The organism is Mycobacterium colombiense (assembly GCF_001953985.1).
GTDB lineage: Bacteria > Actinomycetota > Actinomycetes > Mycobacteriales > Mycobacteriaceae > Mycobacterium > Mycobacterium colombiense_B.
This window is the reverse complement of record NZ_MBEI01000017.1, coordinates 115,626-133,603: the sequence shown is the minus strand read 5'-3', so window position 1 is coordinate 133,603 and position 17,978 is coordinate 115,626. Positions and strand designations below refer to the sequence as shown.

At 67.7% G+C, this 17,978-nt stretch carries 17 protein-coding genes; 9 read left to right on the top strand and 8 right to left on the bottom strand.

Annotation, left to right across the window (positions count from 1 at the left end; genetic code table 11):
• Nucleotides 1-8: 8 nt before the first annotated feature.
• The 5 genes from A5732_RS03450 to A5732_RS03430 are packed head-to-tail and all read right to left on the bottom strand — an operon-like array spanning nucleotide 9 to nucleotide 6,210.
• The gene (locus A5732_RS03450; RefSeq protein WP_076052905.1) at nucleotides 9-1,151 is read right to left on the bottom strand and encodes a CaiB/BaiF CoA transferase family protein; all 1,143 of its coding nucleotides are present in this window, start codon (nucleotides 1,149-1,151) and stop codon (nucleotides 9-11) included.
• Nucleotides 1,152-1,164: 13 nt separating this feature from the next.
• Nucleotides 1,165-2,115, bottom strand: a complete 951-nt coding sequence (locus A5732_RS03445; RefSeq protein WP_076100676.1) for an SDR family NAD(P)-dependent oxidoreductase — start codon at nucleotides 2,113-2,115, stop codon at nucleotides 1,165-1,167.
• Entirely contained in the window at nucleotides 2,112-3,959 is a 1,848-nt protein-coding gene (locus tag A5732_RS03440) for a flavin-containing monooxygenase (RefSeq protein ID WP_076100674.1), read from the bottom strand. Before A5732_RS03440 ends, A5732_RS03445 begins: the two co-directional genes overlap by 4 nt.
• A complete protein-coding gene (locus tag A5732_RS03435) occupies nucleotides 3,956-5,356 on the bottom strand; it encodes an aromatic ring-hydroxylating oxygenase subunit alpha (RefSeq protein WP_076052899.1) in 1,401 nt (466 codons plus the stop codon). The genes A5732_RS03440 and A5732_RS03435 overlap by 4 nt, the downstream gene beginning before the upstream one ends.
• The gene (locus tag A5732_RS03430; protein WP_076052897.1) at nucleotides 5,356-6,210 is read right to left on the bottom strand and encodes an SDR family NAD(P)-dependent oxidoreductase; all 855 of its coding nucleotides are present in this window, start codon (nucleotides 6,208-6,210) and stop codon (nucleotides 5,356-5,358) included. Before A5732_RS03430 ends, A5732_RS03435 begins: the two co-directional genes overlap by 1 nt.
• A gap of 219 nt (nucleotides 6,211-6,429) precedes the next feature.
• On the opposite strand from A5732_RS03430, the gene A5732_RS03425 reads away from it, so the two are divergent.
• From A5732_RS03425 to A5732_RS03400, 6 genes are read left to right on the top strand one after another with little or no spacing between them, the layout of a single operon-like run.
• Nucleotides 6,430-8,052 (top strand): SMP-30/gluconolactonase/LRE family protein, encoded by a 1,623-nt coding sequence (locus A5732_RS03425; protein WP_076100672.1) that lies wholly within the window; start codon nucleotides 6,430-6,432, stop codon nucleotides 8,050-8,052.
• A complete protein-coding gene (locus A5732_RS03420) occupies nucleotides 8,052-8,792 on the top strand; it encodes a GntR family transcriptional regulator (protein ID WP_076052893.1) in 741 nt (246 codons plus the stop codon). Before A5732_RS03425 ends, A5732_RS03420 begins: the two co-directional genes overlap by 1 nt.
• A 22-nt stretch (nucleotides 8,793-8,814) precedes the next feature.
• Nucleotides 8,815-10,452: an AMP-binding protein gene (locus A5732_RS03415; protein ID WP_076100669.1), complete on the top strand. Its 1,638-nt coding sequence runs from the start codon at nucleotides 8,815-8,817 to the stop codon at nucleotides 10,450-10,452.
• Between the two features lie 2 nt (nucleotides 10,453-10,454).
• Complete coding sequence (locus A5732_RS03410) at nucleotides 10,455-11,237, top strand: SDR family NAD(P)-dependent oxidoreductase (RefSeq protein WP_081389534.1); 783 nt, start codon at nucleotides 10,455-10,457, stop codon at nucleotides 11,235-11,237.
• Complete coding sequence (locus tag A5732_RS03405; protein ID WP_171974950.1) at nucleotides 11,234-12,706, top strand: acyl-CoA synthetase; 1,473 nt, start codon at nucleotides 11,234-11,236, stop codon at nucleotides 12,704-12,706. The genes A5732_RS03410 and A5732_RS03405 overlap by 4 nt, the downstream gene beginning before the upstream one ends.
• A 33-nt stretch (nucleotides 12,707-12,739) precedes the next feature.
• Complete coding sequence (locus A5732_RS03400) at nucleotides 12,740-13,900, top strand: NDMA-dependent alcohol dehydrogenase (RefSeq protein WP_076100664.1); 1,161 nt, start codon at nucleotides 12,740-12,742, stop codon at nucleotides 13,898-13,900.
• A 27-nt stretch (nucleotides 13,901-13,927) separates the two neighbouring features.
• Here the strand turns inward: A5732_RS03400 and A5732_RS03395 are convergent, their stop codons facing one another.
• The gene (locus A5732_RS03395; RefSeq protein ID WP_076052885.1) at nucleotides 13,928-14,389 is read right to left on the bottom strand and encodes an SRPBCC family protein; all 462 of its coding nucleotides are present in this window, start codon (nucleotides 14,387-14,389) and stop codon (nucleotides 13,928-13,930) included.
• Between the two features lie 63 nt (nucleotides 14,390-14,452).
• Here A5732_RS03395 and A5732_RS03390 point away from each other — a divergent pair, with 63 nt between their 5' ends.
• On the top strand, nucleotides 14,453-14,824 hold the full coding sequence (locus tag A5732_RS03390) for a nuclear transport factor 2 family protein (RefSeq protein WP_076052883.1): 372 nt from the start codon (nucleotides 14,453-14,455) through the stop codon (nucleotides 14,822-14,824).
• 43 nt (nucleotides 14,825-14,867) lie between these two features.
• Complete coding sequence (locus A5732_RS03385; RefSeq protein ID WP_007769504.1) at nucleotides 14,868-15,092, top strand: hypothetical protein; 225 nt, start codon at nucleotides 14,868-14,870, stop codon at nucleotides 15,090-15,092.
• A 99-nt stretch (nucleotides 15,093-15,191) separates the two neighbouring features.
• Here the strand turns inward: A5732_RS03385 and A5732_RS03380 are convergent, their stop codons facing one another.
• Together A5732_RS03380 and A5732_RS03375 are read right to left on the bottom strand one after the other, a co-directional pair.
• Nucleotides 15,192-15,929, bottom strand: coding sequence for a DUF899 domain-containing protein (locus A5732_RS03380; RefSeq protein WP_076100661.1), 738 nt, complete (start codon nucleotides 15,927-15,929; stop codon nucleotides 15,192-15,194).
• A 21-nt stretch (nucleotides 15,930-15,950) separates the two neighbouring features.
• Nucleotides 15,951-16,724, bottom strand: coding sequence for an SDR family oxidoreductase (locus A5732_RS03375; RefSeq protein ID WP_076100659.1), 774 nt, complete (start codon nucleotides 16,722-16,724; stop codon nucleotides 15,951-15,953).
• 158 nt (nucleotides 16,725-16,882) lie between these two features.
• Between A5732_RS03375 and A5732_RS03370 the strand changes: the two genes are divergently transcribed.
• Complete coding sequence (locus tag A5732_RS03370; protein WP_076052877.1) at nucleotides 16,883-17,839, top strand: sigma-70 family RNA polymerase sigma factor; 957 nt, start codon at nucleotides 16,883-16,885, stop codon at nucleotides 17,837-17,839.
• Nucleotides 17,840-17,978: the final 139 nt, after the last annotated feature.

Genomic DNA, 17,978 nt, shown 5'->3' with positions numbered 1-17,978 from the left:
AGCAAGCGTTATCCAGGGTTGGCGTCGACGGCCAGCCCCAGCTCGTCGAGGACCGCCGCGGTGTCGGCGCCGAGCTCGGGCGCGGGCCCCGCAACGCGGCCCGGTGTCCGGGAGAACCAGGTGGGCACGCCGGGGAAGCGCACCGGTCCGTGCGGGCTGTCCACCGTCTCGAACATGCCGACGGCGTTGAGGTGTGGGTCGTCGAAGAGCGCGCCGGGGGTGTTCAGCGGCGCGGCCGGTATCTCGAGTTCGCGCAGCAGCTGCAGCCACTCGGCGGTGGTCCGCTCTTTCATCGTCTCTGCGACCAGCCCGTAGACGGTGTCGATCTCGCGGGCGCGCTGTTCCAGCGTCGAATACAGCTCGCTAGCCCACGGTGGCTGAACGGCTTGCATGAAGGCGTTCCAGTGCTTGTCGTTGTAGATCAGCGCGGCGATGTAGCCGTCGCTGGTGCGGTACGGCCGGCGGTTGGGCGCCACCGTGCGCGGATACACCGCCGGTCCCAGCGGCGGATCGAACAGGGCGCCGTTGGCGTGTTCGACGAGCATGAACGAGGCCATGGTCTCGAACATGGCGACCTCGACTTCCTGCCCCTGTCCGGTGCGCTCGCGGTGGAACAGCGCCATCGTCGTCGCGTACAGCGCGGTGAGCCCGGCGATCTTGTCGGCCATGATGGTGCCGACGTAATCGGCCTCGCCGGTGAGTTGCTGTTGCACCGCGGGCAGGCCGCATTCGGCCTGGATCGTGTCGTCGTAGGCGGGGCGGTCGCGGTCGGGCCCGCGTCGGCCGTATCCGTAGCAATTGGTGTAGATGACAGCGGGATTGATCGCGGCGACGTCCTCGTAGCCGAAGCCCAGCTTGGCGATCGCCTTGGCGCGCATCGAGTGGATGAACACGTCGGCGGTCTCGATGAGGGCACGCAGCGCGCGCGTTCCGGCGTCGGTCTGCAGGTCCAGCACGATGCTGCGCTTGCCGCGGTTGACGTTGACGAACACCCCGCTCATGCCGGGCGCGGGTCCCACCGAGATGTAGCGGGTGTTATCCCCCTGCGGCGGTTCGACTTTGACCACGTCCGCGCCCATGTCGGCCATGATCTGCGTGCAGTACGGGCCCATCACCATCGCGGTGAGGTCGATCACGCGCACTCCGGCCATCGGGCCCGTCGGGCTAGCCATTGAGCGCTCCTTGGTCGGTTGAGCGGTGAGCCAGCTCGAAGCTGTAGCGGATGTGCTCGTTGTGTCCGTCCGGGACAACCGGAAAAATGAGTGGCGCCTCGACGTACCGGATCGCATCCAGGTGGCTGCCGACCTGCTCGATGGTCCACGACGGGCGGCTCACGCCCGGGCTCTCCACGATCACCGCCCGCGCCACGCGGCCCGCCAGCGCGATGAACAATTCGCCTGTCACCGCACAGGTTTCGTGCGCGAGCCAGCCCACGACCGGCGCAACGAGCTCCACGCCCATCGGCGGGTACGCCGAGGTGTCGATGCCTTCGGCCATCCGCGTCACCGCGGCCGGCACGATCGCATTGCATCGCACGCCCTCGGCCGCGCCTTCGAGCGCGACGACATTGGACAGCCCGATCACGCCCGCCTTGGCGGCCGCGTAGTTGGCCACGTTGTGGTTTCCGTACAGGCCGCCGATCGACGACGTCAGCACGACGCGGCCGTAGCCCGCCTCGCACATCAGCGGAAAGGCCGGCCGCACCACATGGAAGGCGCCCCGCAGGTGCACGTCGAGCACGGCGTCGAAGTCCTCGTAACTCATCTCCTTGAGCGAGCCGCGACGAACGTTGCCGGCGTTGTGAATCAGGACGTCGATTCGCCCGAAGTTGTCGACCGCCGTCTGGATGATTTCCTGCCCGCCGTCGCGGGTGGCCACCGACGCGCTGCATGCGACGGCCTCTCCCCCGGCCGCGGTGATCTCGGCCACCACCTGCTCGGCCGGCCCGTCGTCGGTCCCGTCGCCGTCGAGGCTGCCGCCGACGTCGTTGACGACCACCTTCGCCCCGCGCGAGGCGAGCAGGTGTGCGTAGGCGCGGCCCAGCCCGCGACCGGCCCCGGTCACCACGGCGGCGCGGCCGTCGAATCGCAGTTGCGGCCCCAGGGTTTCGCTCAAGTGCCGAGCACCAACCCGTCCAGATCGCCCTTGTCGCGCCACACCCGCAGCAGGTCCTCGAAGGCGTAGAACCCGGGACCGTACGGCTCGCCCAGGTGTGACCGGATTCCTTCTCCCCCGCCGCCGCCTTCGTTGTTGTAATAGCCGGGCGTGCATTGGGCGTCGAACGCCGAGTTGTCGACCGCGGTTTCGCGGATGGTCGCGCACCACTCCTCCTGCGCCGCCTGGCTGGGCTCCACGGTGGTCGCGCCCCGCTTCAGCGCCTCGGCGATGATGTAGGCGATGTGCTCGCCCTGCAGCTCGTAGTTGGCGGCGATGTTGGCCGAGATACCGACCTGGGTGAAGCCGGTATAGAACTGGTTCGGGAAGCCACGGCTGGTCATCCCATGCAGCGTCTTGTAGCCGTCGCCCCAGTAATCGAACAGCGATAGCCCGTCGCGCCCCTCGATCGTTTCGATCGAGTAGCGGCGGCTGATCTCGGTGGTGATTTCGAAGCCGCTGGCGTAGATGATGCAGTCGACCTCGTACTCGACACCGTTTGCCACCAAACCCTTTTCGGTCGCGCGTTCGACGCCCTTGCTCGAGGACACGTCGACCAGCGTCACGTTTGGCCGGTTGAAGCTGGCCAGGTAGTCGTCGTTGGAGCACGGGCGCTTACACAGGAAGCGGTAGTACGGCTTGAGGGCTTCGGCGGTCACCTCGTTGTCGATAAGGCCGTCGATGCGGCGCCGCAGCCGCTCCATGATCTTGTAGTCCTCTTCCTCCCGGATGGCCATGAACTGCTCCGGGGTCAGCGACGCGGGATCGTCGAGGGCGAGCACCCGGGCGGCGGTGTTGCGCCCGAGCTCGGTCCAGAAGTCGCACACCAGATCCGGCTGGCCCAGCGCCATGCCCTCGAACGTCCACGAATGGAAGTTGCGCTGCCGCTCCCGTTGCCAGCCCGGCCGCAGCGTCTTCACCCATTCCGGGTCGGTCGCGGTGTTGTTGCGCGCGTCCACGGTCGACGGCGTCCGCTGGAAGACGTAGAGGTGCTTGGCGTCGCGGGCGAGGAAGGGCACGATCTGGATGCCGGTGGCGCCGGTGCCGACCACCGCGACGCGCTTGTCGGCCAGCTTGTCCAGGTTGCCGCTGACGTCCCCGCCGGTGTAGTCGTAGTCCCATCGTGACGAGTGGAAGCTGTGGCCGCCAAAGGCTTTGATGCCGGGGATGCCAGGGAGTTTCGGGCGGTGGAACGGACCGGACGCCAGGACGACGAACCGGGCGCGGATATCGTCGCCGCGGTTGGTGCTGATCCGCCATCGCTTGATCCCCTCGTCCCACCTCAGGTCGTGCACCTGGGTGGAGAAGATCGCGGAATCGTAGAGGCCGAAGTGCTTGCCGATGTTGCGGCAGTGCTGGAAGATCTCGGCACCGTCGGCGAACTTCTTCGACGGCATGAAATCGAGCTCTTCGAGAAGCGGTATGTAGCAGTAGGATTCGTTGTCGCATTGGATGCCGGGGTACCGGTTCCAGTACCAGACTCCGCCGAAGTCGCCGCCGAGCTCGATGACGCGGACGTCGTCGACGCCGGCCTTCTTCAGGGAGGCCGCCGATAGCAGGCCACCGAATCCGCCACCCAGGACCGCCACGTCGATGTCCTCGCAGATCGGCTCGCGCGGTGCCGCGGGCGTGTACGGGTCGACTTCGTAGTAGCCGGCGAAGTCGTCCTCCAGCTCGATGTACTGCTTGGAACCTTCTTTGCGCAGCCGCTTTTCGCGTTCGTGGGCGTATTTCTCGCGCAGCGCGGCGATGTCGAAGTCGTCGGGCGTCTGCGTGGGCCCGCAACCGTCTTGATACATCGTCATGCCCGGGGGTGCTCCTTACCTGACAGTTCCTGGGGCTCACCGGCTCCCATATATCTCGACAATTGGTAGTGCAGGTTGACCGTGCTGCGTTCGCGGTACGGATTGGGCTTGGTGCCCGGGAAGCCCAGGGACTTCATCCCCTGCTGCACGGCGGCCATGTTGGAGAAGTCCTGCGGCAGTACCGAACGCCACCTGGGGTCGCCGACCGGCGTGTACTCCCACTCCGTCTGCGGCTCTTGGCCTTTCGGGTAAAGCTCGAAGACGGACACCTCGAAGATGCACTTGTCCGGGTTGTAGCTGGGGTGGGGCCGCGCGCCGTAGCACAACGCGCTGGTCAAGCCCTGGCCGATCTGGAAGTTCGGGAAGATCTGCCATGCGGTGCCGGCCTGCCCGAGGATGTCGGCGGGGATCGTCGGCCAAATCACCCCGCGGGCCTCGTCGTCGCGGCGTGCCGACGCCAGCCAGTGCTCGAGCACCTTGTCCGCCGGTGTACCCTCGGGTAATTCGTCCACCAGTCGCTTGGCGGCGTTCACCAGCGTCTGGGTGGTGGTGGCGTTGGTTTCCTCCATCGTGTACACCTGCATCTCCGCGGTCGACACACGAGGATCGGCGCCGATGCCGAGGCGGATCTTGGACTTGGTGGCCTCCATGTCCTCGGGCGCGTCGTAGCCGATATGGCTGTGCTTGCCTTGCGCTTTCGCCCATCCCTTGAACTCGCCGAACTTATTGAACTCCGGATGCGTGGTGTAGACGTGGTAGGTCTCGTTGAAGGCCTCCAGCGCGACCTTCCAGTTGCAGTCGAAGGACAGCCACTTGCGCCACTTGTAGCGCATGTTCTCCAGGCCGAACGGGTCGAGAATCTTCGCGGCGGGGAACAGGAAGTCGGCCAGCGGCTCGCAATCGGGGTCCATGTTGATCCACAACCAGCCGCCCCAGGTATCGACCCGGACGGGCCGTAGGTGGGTGTTGTCGGGCGTGAGCGCGTCCTGCCAGTCCTGCCGCTCGCGGATGTGGGTGCACGCGCCGTCCAGGCCGTAGGTCCAGCCGTGAAAGCCGCAGACAAACGACTTTCGGGTTCGCGCGCAGGCGTTCTTGGCGCCCTCGGGGGTGTCGATCAGCCGGCGCCCGCGGTGCATGCAGACGTTGTGGTGCGCGTGAAACTCGTTGGCACCGGAGCGCACCACGATGATCGAGTCGTCGAGAATGTCATAGGTCAGGTAGCTGCCCACCTCGGGCAGCTCCTCGACGCGGCCGACCTGCTGCCAGACCTTGCGCCACAGCTTGTCGCGCTCGGCGCGGGCATAGTCCTCGGAGATGTACGCCTCGACCCCGATCGTCATGGGCGCCGAGAGTTCCTCGGCCGCTTCGGGATTCGTGCCCTTGGCCAGGTCGGTCATTACATCCTCCTAATCGCCGCGCGGAAGGATTCGTCTTTGAGGAAGAGCGAGGTGTTGTCGGCGCCGAGATGAGTCCACTTGAGGTTGAGGCCGCCGTCGACGAGCAGCGTCTGGCCGGTGACATAGCTCGACAGCTCCGAGAGCAGAAAGAGGATGGCGCCGGCCTGCTCCTCGGGCCGCCCGCGGCGGCCCATCGCGATCGCCTGCCGGTCCCGCTCGGGGTCCTCGTCGACGTAGGTGCGCGAGGCCGCGGTCTCGGTGACGCCGGGCGCCACGGCGTTGACCCGAATTCCCGCCTGCGCCAACTCGACGGCCATGGTGCGCGTCATCGCCGCGATCGCGGCCTTGGCCGTCCCATAGGCGATGTGGAACGGCGCGGTGTTCATGCCGCTGATCGAGGAGATCGACACGATCGAACCCGGGCGTTGCTGCGCGACGAGTTCACTGGCGACGGCCTGGCTCATGAAGAATGCCGTTTCGAGATTGTCGGCGAAGATCTTGCGCCAGTCGCCGCGCGACACCCGGGTGGACGGCATCCACGTCGACGGCTCCGCGCCGCCGGCGACGTTGACCAGCCCGTACAAGTCGCCGCCGGCGCGGCGCGCGTGATCGATCACGGCGGCGATGCCCTCGTCGGTCGACGCGTCGGCCGCGACGGGCACCACGGGCAGCCCCTGCTGTGCCAACGGGGCGACGTGTTCGTCGAGGTTTTCCTTCGACCGGCTCACCGCGATCACGGTGGCCCCGGCCCGGGCGGTCATGGCGGTGACGGTCGTGCCGATGCCACCCCCGCCGGCGCCGGAAACCACCACGACGCGGCCGTCGAGCCCTAGAAGTTCCTCGTGATCGGCCATGACCTGCTTTCCCCTGCCGCCATCGCGTCACGCGTCCGCAGCGGGATGAATCCTCATTTTGTCCGGACAAAATATTGCATTCTGTCCATTGGAGAACACTATTCCGATCTGTGGACTTCGCTGTCAAGGTCGGTTCGGCACCCATCGGCGGCTATTGTCTGGACTAGGCGGAGTTGATAGCGTCCAGCCCAAACGGCTGACGGAAGGACCTCGGCGAGCATGTCCACCTCAAGGGCTATCTCAACGCTGCCCTCGCGGTATGCGCTGTCGCACCCCATCGACGTCGCCGAGGGCTGGGAGTTGGAACGGGTCACCGCGCCCAGTCGGCTGTTCGGCGCCAACGGTCTGCGCACCGGCCCGGACGGTCGCGTCTACATCGCCCAGGTGACCGGCAGTCAGATCAGCGCCCTGGATCACCGCACCGGCGAACTGGTGACCGCCAGCCCCAAGGGCGGCGACATCGTGGCGCCCGACGACGTGGCCTTCGACGCCGACGGCAACCTGTACGCGACCGAGGTGATGGACGGCCGGGTGAGCGTGCGCGACACCAGCGGCCGCACCCGAGTGCTGCGCGACGACGTGCCGTCGGCCAACGGCATCACCTTTCACCAGGGCCGGTTGTTCATCGGTGAATGCCGCGAGGGCGGGCGGCTGCTGGAATTCGACCTGGCGGGCGGGCCGCCGCGGGTGCTCTTGGAGAACGTCCCCTCACCGAACGCGATGGAGGTCGGCCCGGACGGCCTGTTGTATTTCCCGGTGATGGGCGCCAACGAGATCTGGCGCATCGATCCCGACGGCGGCGAACCGCAGTGCGTGGCGGGCAATCTCGGTGTGCCCGACTCGGTCAAGTTCGACGCGCAGGGTCACATCGTCTCGACGCAGGTGGCCAGCGGTCAGGTGCTGCGCATCGATCCCCGCAGCGGCGAACAACGACTGCTCGCCCAACTGACCCCCGGCCTGGACAACTGCACCTTCGTCGGCGACCGGCTGTTCGTGTCCAACTTCACCGGCGAGATCACCGAGATATCCGCCGACGGCACAGCGCGATCCGTGCTGGCGGGTGGCCTGAACTGGCCGATGGACCTGGCGGTGGGCCACGACGGGCGGCTCTACATCGCCGACGGCACCTACTTCTACGTCGCCCTGCCCGACGGGTCCCTGCACACCGCGGGCATGTTGTTCAGCCCGGGCTATCCCGGGTTCCTGCGCGGCGTCGCGGCCAGTGGGCCCGGCGAATTCGTCGTCACCACGTCCGGCGGGCAGGTCGCCCGCTACCGGCCGGAAGCGAGCGAAACCGAGTTCCTGGCGGACGGTTTCGATCAGCTCTACGGTGTCGCGGTGAGCGCGAGCGGGGTGGTGGTCGCGGAGCTGGGCACCGGGCGGGTGCTGTCGCTGGGGGCCGGTGGTGTCCAGGTCCTGGCGACCGACCTGCGTGAGCCGGTGGGCATCGCGATCGACAGGGACGGCGCAGTCCTGGTGGCGGAGGCCGGAGCCGGTCGGGTGATCAGGCTGAGCGGGTCGGGTTTCGACACCGTTGTCGCCGATCTGCAACGCCCGCAAGGCATTCTGGTGCGGGGCGGTGTGCTCTACGTCGTCGACGCCGGCGCCAAGGAGTTGATCGCGGTGGATCTGGGCAGCAACGTGCGGCGGACGATCGCCGCCGGGCTTCCGGTCGGCCCCCCGCCGGGCGTGACACCCAAGCCGCTGCGCGGCATGCCGCCGTTCTCCGGACCGCAGGGCCCCTTCGCCGGCATCGCCGCCGCGGCGGACGGGACGCTCTACCTCTCTGCCGACGGCGACGGCAGCGTGCTGGCGTTGCGCCCGACACCGGGCGGGCCGTGATGTCCCAGGCCATCGCGGGCGACCACCGCTACCTGCAGATTGCGCGCACGCTGCGTAAGGAGATCGTCGACGGCGTTTACCCGGTGGGTTCGCAGTTGCCCACCGAACACCAACTGTGCGAGCGCTTTGCGGTGAGCCGCTACACCATCCGTGAGGCGCTGCGCCGGTTGCGCGAGGACAATCTGGTGGCCTCCCGGCCGCGCGCGGGCACCCGGGTGGTTCCCCGGCCCGCCTCGAGTTCCTATGCCCAGGACGCGATGTCGATCGACGACCTGCTGGCGTTCGCGGCCGGTGCGCAGCTGACCATCGAATCCAACGCGATGGTGACGATCGACGACGACCTCGCCGCGCGGACCGGCCTCGAGGTGGGCAGCCAGTGGCTGTCGGTGCGCGGCTACCGGCAGGCCGACGATGCGCCAGTCCCGCTGTGTCGCACGGAGTACTACATCAACCGGAGTTTTGCGGCGGTGGGCAGGCTGCTGCAACGCCACGCCGGACCGATATTCCCGTTGATCGAGGACCTCTTCGGCGTGAGCGTCGCCCAGCTGCACCAAGAGATCGCCGCCGTCCTGCTGTCCCCGGAGCTGGCCGACGGCCTCGGGGCAGAAGCGGGCACGGCCGCGCTGCAGATGCGGCGCACCTACACGACGTCCGACGGTGAGGTGGCCCAGGTGACGATCAACACCCACCTGTCGTCGAGGTTCCGGTACGCGATGACCATGCGTCGCGTGGACGAATAGGCCCACCCGAGATGAGGTCGCGGTGATCGCCCGGACCGCCCAGGATGCGGCGCACGCGGCGGAGGCATACCGGCGCGGATTATGGGTGAACACGACGCTGGCCGACGCGCTGCGCACCGCCGCGACGGAATCGCCGCACCGAACGATATTGGTGGACAAGGATCTTCGGCTCGATTGCGCCACCCTGCACGCTCAGGCCGGCGCGCTGGCCGGCGCCCTGTTGGCCCGCATACCCACGGGCAGCGTCGTGTCGTTCATGTTGCCGAACTGGCACGAGAGCGCCGTCATCTACCTGGCAGCGACGCTGGCCGGCATGGTGGTGAACCCGATCTTGCCGTCGCTGCGCGACCACGACCTGCGCTACATCCTCCAAGACGCGGGCACCGCAACGATTTTCGTCCCGCAGCGGTACGGCGGGCATGACTACGCGGCGATGCTGGAACGCGTGACGGCCGCGATGGACCGGGCCCCGGAGGTCGTGGTGCTACGCGGTGACGCCGGGCCGCACACATCGTATGCGTCCCTGCTGGAGCGGCCGCCGCAGGATGCGGCCCTGCCGGCGCTGGATCCCGACGCCGTGCGGATGATCCTGTACACCTCCGGCACCACCAGCCGGCCGAAAGGCGTCCTGCACACCCATAATTCGATGCACGCACTCATCTGCCAGATCCGCGAACACTGGACGATCGCCCCGGGCGACACGTTTCTGGTGCCGTCGCCGGTCGCCCATATCGGCGGATCGATATACGCCTTCGAATGCCCGCTGCTGCTGGGCACCACGGCGGTGCTGATGGACCGCTGGGATGCGGCCGGGGCGGTCGCACTGATGGACTCGCATCGGTGCACGCACATGGCGGGCGCCACACCGTTTCTGCAGCAGCTGTTGTCCGCCGCGCAGCGTGCCGGCAGCCGCCTGCCCGACCTGAAGGTGTTCATCTGCGGGGGCGCGTCGGTGTCGCCGTCGTTGATCCGCCGCGCCGCAGATTATTTCGACCGCGCCGCGGTCACCCGGGTATACGGCTGCACGGAAGTGCCGGTCGCGACCGTCGGTGCTCCCCGGCCGGACGAGGCGGATCACGCGGCGGATACCGACGGCAGGCCGGGAATCGCCGAGATCAAGCTGGTCGCGCACGCGGCCGCACCCGACGGTGACGGGGAAATCTGCGTGCGCGGCCCGCAGATGCTGCTGGGTTACCGGCATCCGGAAGACGACTCTTTCGATGCCGCGGGCTTTTTCCGCACCGGGGATCTCGGCCGCTGGGTCGAGGACCGGTATCTCGTCGTGACCGGCCGGGCCAAGGACGTCATCATTCGCAGCGGCGAGAACATCTCGGCCAAGGAGGTCGAGGACCTGCTCGCCGACCACCCCGGCATCGCCGAGATCGCGGTCGTCGGGCTGCCCGACGAGCGCACGGGTGAGCGGGCCTGTGCGGTGATCGTGCCCGCGGGCGCCCAGGCCCCGGATGTCGCGGGCCTGCTTGCCCTGTTGGTGAGCAAGGGCGTAGCCAAATTCAAGGCCCCGGAACAGGTTGTGCTCTGGGATGCCCTGCCGAAGAACGACGCGGGCAAGGTACTCAAGCATCAGATCCGGGCGTCGCTGATACGCGGCGATCGCGACCGCGGCGAGGCCGGGCGCGGCGGGTCGCCGCGCGGAGACTAAGGATGGGTGACATGCAGGTCGCAATCGTCACGGGAGCCAGCAGCGGAATCGGCCTGGGCTGCGCCACAAAGCTCGCCGAGATGGGCATGGCCGTCGTCGGCACCGGCCGCGACGAGGCGCGGCTGGCCGAACTGGCAAGCGCGGTCGGCGATCCCGATCGCGTCGCGACACTCGCCGTCGATCTCACCGACGATGACGCGCCGCGCCGCATCGTGGACCTCGCGGTCGGCCGGTGGGGCCACATCGACTTCTTGATCAACAATGCCGGAGTGGGCAGCCCCAAGCCGCTGCACGAAACCGACGACGAGACCTTGGACTACTTCCTGGGGTTGATGCTGAGGGCCCCGTTCCGACTCGCCCGCGAGGTGCTGCCGCACATGGCGCCCGGGTCGGCGATCATCAACGTGACATCAACCTTCGCGGTCGTCGGCGGCCTGCGCGGCGGCGCCTACTCCGCCGCCAAGGGCGGGCTGACCGCGCTGACCACTCACATCGCCTGCCAGTACGGCGCGTCCGGCATCCGCTGCAATGCCGTAGCACCCGGGGTGACCGTGACACCGATGGTCGAAAAGCGCCTGGAGGACGAGCGATTCCGCAAGATCAACACCGAGATGACGCCACATCAGCGACTGGGCCGCATCGACGACATCGCCAGCACCGTCGCGTTCCTGTGCTCGCCGGGCGGAAGTTTCATCAACGGCCAGACGATCGTCGTCGACGGCGGCTGGAGTTCGACGAAGTATCTGTCGGAGTCGGCGCTGGCGGCACAGTGGATCGAGCGATGAATCTGTTCGCGCTGCTCGATCAGGCCGCAAACCGATTCCCCGATCGCGGTGCGGTGTATCAGGGGGATCGCCGCGTGTGCACCTGGAACGAGCTGCGCGACCGGGCCTTACGCCTGGCCGCGTCGATCCGGCAACAGCACCATGCGGGTGCCCGGATCGCGATCGCAACCCACAACCGCCCCGAGATCATCGAGTTGATGTTCGCGACCTGGGCCGCCGAATGCGTCGTCGTCCCGATCAACTTCAAGCTGCATCCGCGCGAGATGGCGCAGATCCTCGACGACGCGGGAGCGGCACGGGTGTTCGCCTCGTCGGCCATCGGTGGCGAGCTCGCGCCGATGACCACGACGGCGACGGAAATCATTGATTCCGACGACTATTCGCGACGGTTCGCTACCGACCCCTCGGCGCCCCCGCACGCCGATCCGTCGGCGCTGGCGTGGCTGTTCTACACCAGCGGCACCACCGGCCGCTCCAAGGGCGCGATGCTGACACACCGCAACCTGACGGCGATGACCGTCGCGCACCTCGCCGACATCGACGCGCCCGACGAGAACTGCAGCCTGGTGCACGCGGCGCCGATGTCGCACGGCTCCGGCCTCTACATCCTTCCGTACGTGCTCCGCGGCGCCCGCCAAATACTGCCCACCTCAGGGGCGTTCGACCCCGACGAATTCCTGGACCTCTGCGAGCACCACCCGGCCGCGAGCGCCTTCCTGGCCCCGACGATGGTGCAACGGCTGGTCGAGACGGGTCGGGCCCGTCCGGCCAATCTCACGACGATCGTCTACGGCGGCGGACCCATGTACGTCGAAAGCCTGCGCAAGGCGATCACGGCGTTCGGCCCCATCTTCGCGCAGATCTACGGGCAGGGCGAGTCACCGATGACCATCACCGGGCTACGACGCGCCGACCACGAATCGGGCGACGACGCGATCCTGGGTTCGGTCGGTTACGCCCGGTCCGGGATGGAGGTCGCGGTGCTGGGCCCAGACGGCCTACCCGCGCCGCCGGGCGAGATCGGCGAAATCGTTTGTCGCGGAGACGCGGTCATGTCCGGGTACTGGGAAAACCTTGAAGCCACCCGCGCCGCACTCAAGGACGGCTGGCTCTACACCGGCGACATGGGCTCGTTCGACGCGCGCGGTTTCCTCACGCTGCGGGACCGGTCGAAGGACGTCGTCATCAGCGGCGGGAGCAACATCTACCCCCGCGAGGTGGAGGAGGTGCTGCTCGAACACCCCGGCGTCGCCGAGGCGTGCGTGGTCGGCACCCCCGACGCCGAGTGGGGTGAGATCGCGGTCGCATTCATCGTCGGCGCGGTCGAACCCGCGGCGCTGGACGCGCACCTACTGGAGCGCATCGCCCGCTTCAAGCGGCCCAAGCGTTACGAATTCGTCGACGAGCTACCGAAAAACAGCTACGGCAAGGTGCTCAAACGGGAACTGCGCGCCAGCCTCGCGCGCTGAGACCCGCAATGCCACCGGAAAGGGAGATCGCAAATGAAATGTCGTGCCGCTGTCATCCGCGGGGTCGGCCAGGACTGGGAGATCCGCGAGATCGAGCTGGACCCGCCCCACGCGGGTGAAGTCATGGTGCGGATGGCCGTCGCCGGAATCTGCCACTCCGACGACCACCTGTTCACCGGCGACGTGGTCCCGACGGCCGAGGCGGTCGCCGCCAGCGGCCAGCCGGCACCGGACTGGTTCCCGCTGCTCGGTGGTCACGAAGGTGCCGGTGTCGTCGAAGAAGTCGGGCCCGGCGTGACGTCGGTGCGGCCGGGGGACCACGTGGCGCTGTCGTTCATTCCGGCGTGCGGCAGCTGCCGCTTCTGCGTGAACGGGCAGAGCTACATCTGCGACATCGGCGCGAGCCTGTTCGTCCGGGAGATGCCCACCGACGGAACGTGCCGGCGGCACCTGGGTGACGAAGACCTGTTGGCCTATGGGCAACTCGGCACATTCGCCGAGTACGCGGTGCTGTCGGAGAGGTCGGTCATCAAGATCGACGACGCGATCCCCTTCCATGCCGCCTCCCTCGTCTCATGCGGGGTGAGCACCGGCTGGGGTTCCGCGACGATATCGGCGGGCACCGAACCCGGCGACACCGTCGTCGTGATCGGCGCCGGTGGCGTCGGGATGAACGCCCTGCAAGGAGCGCGCGCCGTCGGTGCGAAGTATGTCGTCGCGGTGGATCCGATTGAGTCCAAGCGAGATTCGGCCAAAATCTTCGGCGCCACGCACACCGCCGCCTCCGCGCGGGAAGCGATGCCGCTGGTCAATGAGATCACCGCCGGCCTGATGGCGGACCGCGTCGTGATCTGCCCCGGCGTGGTGCATGTCGACTTGCTGCCCTTGGCGATGACGCTGCTTCGCAAGGGCGGCGTCTGCGTGCTCACCGGCATCACCCCGTTCACCGAACCCCCGGTTCCGCTGGTGCTGCAGGAAATGACGCTGTCGGCCAAACAACTGCGGGGAGCGCTGTACGGCGGGATGAACCCGCGCACCAGCGTGCCGATGCTGTTGTCGCTCTACCAGGCCGGCGCGGTGAAACTCGACGAGTTGGTCACCCGCCACTATCGGCTCGATCAGATCAACGAGGCGATGACGGACCTGAGGGAAGGCCGCAACATTCGCGGCGTGATCGATTTCGCCGGCGGGTGATCACGGGCGCAGTCCTCGCGCCTTCGGTCAACCGGACTCGAAGTGACTCCGGATGCCGGCCAGCATCTTGGCGTGCGCCTTGATCCCTTCGCGGATGGTCACCCCGGCCAATAGCCGCGGGGCGGTGATCGAAATCCGCTCGGTGATGCGGGTGCCGCCGTCGACGGGCTCGAAACTCACCGCGCCGCGAAGCCGCACCCCCGGCGATTGATCGGCCGCGGTCAGCACGTCGCCGCGGTCGGGCACCCGCAGCCGGGCCTGATAGCTGGTTCGTATGGTCAACGGCCCCAGCGGGATTCGGTCGACCACGCGGTAGGTCTGCTGGTAGCCGTCCGGGGTTTCGCTGCGGGACACGGTTTGCACGGACACGATCAGGGGGTGCACGAGCTTGATGTTGTTCAGGTCCACGTAGAAGTCGCGGACGGCGTCGGGCGGCGCGGGCACCTGTTCAGACAGCGTCCGGTCGGCGTGGACGGTCCACCAGCTCATGAAAGGAACCTAGCCCGACGACGATGCCGCGCTTACCGTGGACCCACGAGCGAGGGAGACAACATGGGCACCCAAGGTCAAGTGGTCGAGCGCTACCTGGAATGCCTGGCCGCTCACGACTGGGACGGACTGGCCGACACCATCGCCGAGGAAGGCCTGACCCGGGAGGGGCCGTTCTGCGACGTGGTCGAGGGCAAGGCGCGCTATGTCGCCTTTCTGCGCAAGGTGTGCACCGAGCTGGAGGGCCATCGGTTGCACGTGCGGCGGGTCTCGCACGTGGACAGCCGGGTTTCGTATGCCGAGCTGTCCGAGACATTCGAGATCGACAGCGTCGCGACCACGTGGCCCGAATGCATTCTGTTCGAGCAAGACAACGACGGATTGATCTCTCACGTCAGCGTGTTCTTCAAGCAGCGGCCCGCCGGCCCCGGATAGCGGTCTATTCCCTCGCCCACGGAATTGACCTAACGTGTCATGGATGGAGGCAGATGCGACTCCGGAGTCGGTGCCGGTCGAGAAATTGCACTCGGGCGACCCGATCACCGATTGTGGTCAGCGGTACATAGTTCTCGAATCGAAAGCGCTCGGCGATAGCTGTGTGGTTCTCGAGCTGGAGTCCAGGGTGGACCACCACCTGCAGGTCATCGAGAAGTCATTCCCGGCCGGGTACCAGGTCGACAGGGCACACCACCGAATTCTCTGACGAATTCCGGTCGCCCTGAATAATGCGCGAGTAGCCGCCCGACGGCTACCGCGCATTGGTGTTTTCCGGCCCGATTCCGTTCAATTCGGCCGGCGCCGCTCAGTTCTCGCGCGGCGGTCGAATGTCGTTGGGATCGTTCGGGTCGGGCTCACCGAACCAGCGTGACGGCTCGTGCTCGCCGTACGCGTCGTGCCAGTCCCACCACTCGTAGGGAGCGGTCTGCGGGTAGCCCGCAGGCGAATCCTCCCAGTTTTCCTGGCGGCCCAACGCGGTCATGTCGAGAAAGCTCCAGGTGGTGCCGAGCGCCTCGTCGCCGCGGTTGTTGATGAAGTAGGTGCGGAACACCCGGTCGCCGTCGTGGATGAAGGCGTTGGTGCCGTGCCACTCGTCCACCCCGAAATCGGCGTCGAAGTCGTCGGTGATGGTGTACCACGGCATCTTCCAGTCCATCCGCGCCTTGAGACGCTCGATGTCGGCCTGCGGCGCACGCGAGGCGAACACCAGCGTGGTGTCGCGGGCGTTCAGGTGGGCCAGGTTGGCGACATGGTCGGCGATCATCGAGCAGCCCCGGCACGCGTGGTCGGGCCAGCCGTCGATGTCGGGTCCGTAGAAGGCGCGGTAGACGACGAGCTGACGCCTGCCCTGGAACAGACCCAACAGGTCGACCCGGCCCTCGGGTCCGTCGAACTCGTACCGATTGTCCACGGCCGTCCACGGCATCCGGCGCCGCATGGCCGCAAGCGCGTCATGGGCCCGGGTGAGTTCCTTCTCCTTGGCCAGCAGTTGCTGGTGCGCGCTCGCCCACTGCTGGGCGGACACGATCGGCGGTGTGTTCATCGGTGTGTGCCTTTCGGATGTTCAGGCCAGCGGCGAGAGGCCGGCGGACGTGAGCAGGTAGGCGTCCTGGCCGGTGGCCTCGCCGGTGGCGATCTCGAGCACCGACTTGCCCACCTGCTCGGCGGTGAGCGCGGGCCCGCTGGCCTGCACGAAGGCGTCGACGTCGAGTCCTTGGCGGTTGGCGTAGGCGGCGACGGCGGCCGCCCCCAGGGCGGTGGCCGGTGTCAAACGCGGCAGCACGGCGGTGAACCCGATCCCGAGCCGCGCGCGCTGCGCTTCGATGCCGGCGTAGCTGGTGATGAACCTGACGGTCGCCTTCGCCCCCGCATAGCCGCCCGACAGCGGCGACCCGTTCAGCGCGGCGCCGCTGGACATCACGATCACCGAGCTGCCCGGCGCCAGCGGGCGCAGCAGCGCGTGGCGAACCCAGTGGAACGCCTGCGCGACGTCGGAGTTCCAGTTCTCGCTGAACGTCTCCCAGGTCTGCTCCTGCAGCGGCAGCATCGGCGGCGTCGCCCCGGCGCACAGTACCAGTGTGCGCGGCCGGTACTCGTCGATCAACCGTTCCGCCGTCGCCGGATCGGCGGCGTCGGCCACCACCGGCGTGAAGGCGTCGCCGAGCTCGGTGCGCACCTCCTCGAGTTGCGATCGGGTGCGTGCAACGCCGACGACGCGCGCACCGGCGGCCACCAACGCGGCGGCGATGGCACGGCCGAATCCGCGGCCGGCCCCGGTCACGATCGCGGTGGTGTCGGCGAGCCCGTCGGCGGGCGCGGTGCGGGGCTGGTTGTTCATGGTCGTTCTCGCTCTCTGACGTGGTCTGCGGCCGTGGCCGCGTCTTCACTACTTCAGATACGGCGCGACGTCTGGATTCATCGCCGGCGGACCGATGAATTTCGGCGGCGGGACGTCTCTAAGGGAGTAGGTTCCCTCGCAGCCGAAAGGAGTGGGTCGTGCCGGCGCAGGAGGATTTCGTCGAGCAGGCGGCGCCTTTTCGGGCCGAGCTGATCGCCCATTGTTACCGCATGCTGGGCTCGGTGCACGACGCCGAGGACCTGGTCCAGGAGACCTATCTGCGGGGCTGGCGTGGCTATCCGGCATTCGAGGAGCGCGCGGCGTTGAAGACGTGGCTGTATCGGATCGCGACGACCGCCTGCCTGCGGGCGCTGGAGAACCGCGCGCGCCGCGTGCTGCCGATGGGCGTGGGGGACGGCTCGATCGACCCGGACGCCGATTTCGACGCGAAGGCCGGCGCGCACGCCTGGCTGGAGCCCATTCCCGACGCGCTGATGTTCAAGAGCCCCGAAGACGACCTCGCCGCCAAGCAGAGCGTGCGGCTGGCCGTGATGACGGCCCTTCAGGAGCTTCCGGCGCGGCAGCGCGCCGTGTTGATCCTGCGCGATGTCGTGCAGTTCAGCGCCGCCGAGGTCGCCGAACTGCTCGAAACCACGCCCGCGGCGGTCAACAGTTCGCTGCAGCGCGCCCGGGCCCATCTTGCCGAACTGTCCCCCGCCGAGGAGGCCATGTCCGAGCCCGGCGATGCCGAGCGTCGCGAATTGCTCGACCGGTATTGCGCGGCATTCGAAAACGCGGACATGGCCGCGTTGACGGCGCTGCTGCAAGCCGACGTCAAACTCGAAATGCCGCCCATGCCAGTGTGGTTCACCGGCCGGGATGCCGTGCTGCGGTTCCTTGCCGGGCGCGCCCTGGCCGAGCCCGGCGATATCGTGATGATCCCGACGGCCGCGAATTCGCAACCCGCCGTTGCCGAGTACCGGCGCGGCGCCGACGGGGCGATGCGGGCCCATTCCATTCACGTGCTGACCACCGGCGCTACCGGCGTCGCCGGCATCACCGTCTTCCTCGATCCCGGTTTGTTCAGCACGTTTGGTTTGTCGCCAACCCGGTAATCTTGGACCAGGGACGTAATCGCACCCTTGCTCTCTAAGGGAGGCCCGACCTGCATCGTCATCGGTGTCGTCGCACGGTTTTACCTTCCCGCCCACGTGTGGACAGGTACTCCACACGCCAGGATCATTAGGCGCGGTA

Coding starts and splice junctions, on each gene's coding strand:
- A5732_RS03450 (WP_076052905.1), bottom strand. CDS start 1,151: ATGGCCGGAGTGCGCGTGATCGACCTCACCGCGATGGTGATGGGCCCG.
- A5732_RS03440 (WP_076100674.1), bottom strand. CDS start 3,959: ATGACGATGTATCAAGACGGTTGCGGGCCCACGCAGACGCCCGACGAC.
- A5732_RS03435 (WP_076052899.1), bottom strand. CDS start 5,356: ATGACCGACCTGGCCAAGGGCACGAATCCCGAAGCGGCCGAGGAACTC.
- A5732_RS03430 (WP_076052897.1), bottom strand. CDS start 6,210: ATGGCCGATCACGAGGAACTTCTAGGGCTCGACGGCCGCGTCGTGGTG.
- A5732_RS03425 (WP_076100672.1), top strand. CDS start 6,430: ATGTCCACCTCAAGGGCTATCTCAACGCTGCCCTCGCGGTATGCGCTG.
- A5732_RS03420 (WP_076052893.1), top strand. CDS start 8,052: ATGTCCCAGGCCATCGCGGGCGACCACCGCTACCTGCAGATTGCGCGC.
- A5732_RS03410 (WP_081389534.1), top strand. CDS start 10,455: ATGGGTGACATGCAGGTCGCAATCGTCACGGGAGCCAGCAGCGGAATC.
- A5732_RS03405 (WP_171974950.1), top strand. CDS start 11,234: ATGAATCTGTTCGCGCTGCTCGATCAGGCCGCAAACCGATTCCCCGAT.
- A5732_RS03400 (WP_076100664.1), top strand. CDS start 12,740: ATGAAATGTCGTGCCGCTGTCATCCGCGGGGTCGGCCAGGACTGGGAG.
- A5732_RS03395 (WP_076052885.1), bottom strand. CDS start 14,389: ATGAGCTGGTGGACCGTCCACGCCGACCGGACGCTGTCTGAACAGGTG.
- A5732_RS03390 (WP_076052883.1), top strand. CDS start 14,453: ATGGGCACCCAAGGTCAAGTGGTCGAGCGCTACCTGGAATGCCTGGCC.
- A5732_RS03385 (WP_007769504.1), top strand. CDS start 14,868: ATGGAGGCAGATGCGACTCCGGAGTCGGTGCCGGTCGAGAAATTGCAC.
- A5732_RS03380 (WP_076100661.1), bottom strand. CDS start 15,929: ATGAACACACCGCCGATCGTGTCCGCCCAGCAGTGGGCGAGCGCGCAC.
- A5732_RS03375 (WP_076100659.1), bottom strand. CDS start 16,724: ATGAACAACCAGCCCCGCACCGCGCCCGCCGACGGGCTCGCCGACACC.